Raw genomic sequence first — 3657 nt, forward strand, 5'->3', positions numbered from 1 at the left:
GTCTCTGCGTAGGCCTCCGACCAGCCTTGCCAGGGCTCGCCCGACGGGCTGGTCTTGTCGCTCTGGATGCGGCGCCGGGTCTGTGACTCGACTTCAGCACCCAGCCCTTCCAGGAGCGGTTCCACGTTGAACTGGGCCAGTCGATCCAGGTAGCGCGCGACGCGCGGGTCCTGGGCCAGGTCCATCCGAACGGCGGCGCCCGTCACAGCAGCCGCCCGAAGCGGATCGGCTGCGATTCAAAGAACGCCTCACCGCTCGACGGTGCGTCGGGCGGGGTCGGCAGACCCAGCCCGGCGACACCCTCGGCAACCTGGCGCAGGTAACGCACCGCATCTTCATAGCGCTTGCGCTTGTCTTCGGTCAGCGATCCATCCGCGCTCAGCCGGTACATGGCGATATCGCCGCACAGGCTGACCAGGTGATCCGGCACGACTGGCAGCGGCAGGCGGTGCTTGACGCTGATCCAGCTGTCAATTTCCGCAGTCGCTCGGACCAGCGCATCAGCGATCACCTGATCATCCGGCGCGCCGTCCTGGTCGCGGTCGGCAACGACCAGCACGGCATCCAGGCCGTGCTGGTCGATGAACTGCTCACGCGTGGCGTAAGCCATTACTGCGCGCCTCCCTCTGCGCCACCTTCGCCGCATTCACCGGTCGGCTTGGGCTCCGGCTGCTGGGTAGGCTGCTCCTTTTTCGCGGCAGGTTTGGCACCCTTACCGCCCTTGGTCGCGCCCCTTGCAGCGGCGGGCTTGGCCGCCGACTTGGGCTTGGCCGTCGCGGGTTTGGCATCCCCGCTGGCCGGCGGCTCTTCGTCGGCCTTGCGCTCGTCCTGGTCCTGGTCTTCGCCTTTGGGCAACTCGCCATCGATCAGTTGCACCGTGAGGTCCGGGTCGCGCTTCAGGCGCTCCAGTTGCTCTTCGGTGAACCGCTCGATGGGGTGGTCGGTTGCGTTGCTGCGGTGGGCAATCCCGCAGCGGAAATAGCCGTCCCGGCTCGCCCTGATACGGACGATCACGGATTCGGACGCCATTCGACGAGGTCAGTGCAGACCAACACCTTGGCGCTACCGGCCCACGGATTGCCGCCGTTCTCGTCCTTGGCCACCAGACGCAGCGCCTGCGCCTCCAGCTGGGGCGGAACGACCAGGGTCGCCGGGTTCGGCTTCAGCGGGCGGCCGCCATCGGCTTTGAACGACTGCATGGCCGCGCGGGCACTGCCATAAAACTCGGGCTCCAGCGGCTGGCGGGACGCATAGGCCAGTTGCCAGAGACCGAAGCCGGCGGCGCAGCGGTAGCGGATGCCGTGCACGTATTCGTCGTGGTCGAAGACGTGATCGCTGTTGGCGGGGTTGGTCTTGCTTTCCAGTTCGGGCTTGGTGCGCTCCTGGAAGATGATCGGCTTCAGCGCGCGGGTGTCATCGATCAGATACCAAGTCGGCCCTTCGTTAGTCGACGGGAAATCCATGTTGCTGACCAGCTCGGGGGTGCCTTCCCGGGCAACGTCGGGATACACAGGGTGTTCGGTGTCGAAGAAGTTCTGGCCGTCGTAGCACTTGTTACCGAAGCCAAGCGACAGCAGGGAGAAGACCAGGTGATCCGGGTGGTACGCCGCTGCGCGTCCCATCTCGTTAAACATGGGGACGAACAGGCCGGCCTGGTCATCTTCAACAGCCGTTCGCGGCACACCGACAGTCGATTCGAACAACTTGTTGACGATGGTGTAGTCGCCGGAGGCCATTTCTTTGAGAACGCGCGGCCCGATCCACTCGCGCAGCGTCGGGAACTGCCCGAGCCATGCATAGATGTTCGACGCCGTGGTGCTGGGGACCAGCGTAGCGACACGAGACCATTGGGGGGCGGCTTCCGAAAATGCCTTTTGGAACTCGCCTCGATAGCCGGCGAACAGCGCGGCGAGCAGCGCGGGAGAAATTTTTACAGCCATTACTTGCCCCCTTTGAGGACGTGGGTTTCGTAGTACTCAGCGGTCATGCCGAGCATTTGCGCGGCCTGCAGCTGTTCCGAGTTGAGGGCCGTTCCACGCTGCTCCGGCTGGTCGTCGCTTACGACGGGATCAGTCACGGAGGGGGCGGCTTTGACGAAGGCGCGGAACTGCTCCAGGCCGCCTTCCTGTTGGCACATAGCGATGTGGTAGCCCTTGGTTGCCGGGGTGATCTTTCCGGCCTTGAGGGCCTGCTCGATCTCGGCGTTGATCGCGACGTCCAAATCTTTCTTGTCGCGGTCCTGGAGCTGCTGCTCGGCGTTGATCGCACGGCGCTCCAGGACGTCGTAGTCAGCGCGGGGAACGAACAACTTCAGGGACGGGGGACGTTCGCTGTTGAGGGCCGTTTCCTTGGCCTCCTTCAGCGCGTTGATAGCGGCGACGGCGTCCTGTTCCGTCGCGTTTTCGGGCAGCCCAAGGGCGGCCCGGATGGCTTCTGCAAGCTCCATCGGGAGTTTCTCCGGGGTGGGGGTGGTTTCAGAGTTGAGGGACTTGAGGACCAGATTCGGCTTACTGGTCAGGCCGAATGAGGAAAAGCGGTCGATGACTCCGGCTTCGTCGTGAGTGAACACGGGCGAGACGTAGCGGTACTCGCGAGCGCTGATGCCGTTCGCGGCTCGCTTGGTCCAGTCGACACGCGCCTCGATGCCGCCGGCCTGGCCGATGCGGTACTCGACCACCCAGCCAGCGGCTGGCGCATCGTTTCCTTTCGGCGCCTGCAGCTCAGTTGCATGGAAGTAGTCGAACGGCAGTTGAGCGCCTTGGCTATGCGCCAGGGTGCGGCGCAGGACGCCGGCAGCGTCATAGGACCAGCGGCGACCATCACGGCCGACGACGTCGGGACCAGGCGGTAAGACCTCGACCCATTCGGGGACGCCGGCCCCCAGCTCAGAGCAGAGGGCGGCGTATTCAGTTTTGAGGTGGCGTTGTGTGTTCATGCCGCCATGTTCGGCGGCCGAGGGCAGGCGGTATTAGCTGACGGATGTCAGTAGTTGCCGGTTGCTGGTCGGCGAAATGCAACCGAAGCGGCAGATGTGCACCAGCCTAGAACGCGTTAGACGGGCGTTAGAAATCGTTTTCCCTGCTCGGCCATACCCTTGCCGCACCCAGGGGCCCTGTAAGGGCCTTCCTGGGCGTTTTTGCGCGGGGGTCATTCGCTGCCCTTGGCGGCGGCTTCCTTCTGCTCCAGGAGCTGCTGCGCCCGTGCCAGCCTGGAGACTGCACCGGGGTTGTAGTCCCACCCTGGATCAATCCCCCGAGGCACGTTTGCCACCTCGCCAGTTCGCCGGTTCACGTACTCCACCGTCCCAAGGTCTGGCGCAGCGTTCAGGTAACGGCCGGTGGCGAGCAGTCGCTCAGCCTCACGGCGGCTGACCTGGCGCACGTGGCATTTGCAGCCCCAGCCGTTGGGCGGGTAATGGGTCTGCCACCACGGATCATCTGCGCGCAGCAGCATGCCCGACCAGCCTCGATGTTCTGGCCGGTGCTCGCGGCTCGGCCCTAGCTGGTACAGCAAGTAAGGATGCGTTGCCCTGGTGCGCTGGATTCGGTCCCATTGGCCAGCCGCTTGGGCGGTCCGCAGGTTCACGTCATAGATGACCTGCAGGCGTCGCGGGCTGCCGAGCTGGACGTCGCGATCTTCACCGGTCAACGGATCTCG

Annotated in this window: 6 protein-coding genes; all 6 read right to left on the minus strand. The window is 64.8% G+C overall.

Translation table 11 applies throughout. The features are described 5' to 3' along the window. The coding region (locus DMX10_RS31930; protein WP_218281355.1) for a hypothetical protein at window positions 1-185 on the minus strand (185 nt) is incomplete at its 3' end. Window positions 186-202: 17 nt separating this feature from the next. Beyond that, window positions 203-610: a gp436 family protein gene (locus tag DMX10_RS31935; RefSeq protein ID WP_111264851.1), complete on the minus strand. Its 408-nt coding sequence runs from the start codon at window positions 608-610 to the stop codon at window positions 203-205. After that, a complete protein-coding gene (locus tag DMX10_RS31940; protein WP_158545646.1) occupies window positions 610-1014 on the minus strand; it encodes an HI1506-related protein in 405 nt (134 codons plus the stop codon). Before DMX10_RS31940 ends, DMX10_RS31935 begins: the two co-directional genes overlap by 1 nt. After that, the gene (locus DMX10_RS31945; protein WP_111264853.1) at window positions 1011-1940 is read right to left on the minus strand and encodes a Mu-like prophage major head subunit gpT family protein; all 930 of its coding nucleotides are present in this window, start codon (window positions 1938-1940) and stop codon (window positions 1011-1013) included. Before DMX10_RS31945 ends, DMX10_RS31940 begins: the two co-directional genes overlap by 4 nt. Then, a complete protein-coding gene (locus DMX10_RS31950; RefSeq protein WP_111264854.1) occupies window positions 1940-2935 on the minus strand; it encodes a phage protease in 996 nt (331 codons plus the stop codon). The genes DMX10_RS31945 and DMX10_RS31950 overlap by 1 nt, the downstream gene beginning before the upstream one ends. Before the next feature lie 212 nt (window positions 2936-3147). Next, window positions 3148-3657, minus strand: a 510-nt coding sequence (locus DMX10_RS31955; protein ID WP_256604895.1) for a phage minor head protein, incomplete at its 5' end; no start/stop codon positions are given.

Source organism: Pseudomonas sp. 57B-090624 (assembly GCF_003234055.1).
GTDB lineage: Bacteria > Pseudomonadota > Gammaproteobacteria > Pseudomonadales > Pseudomonadaceae > Metapseudomonas > Metapseudomonas tohonis.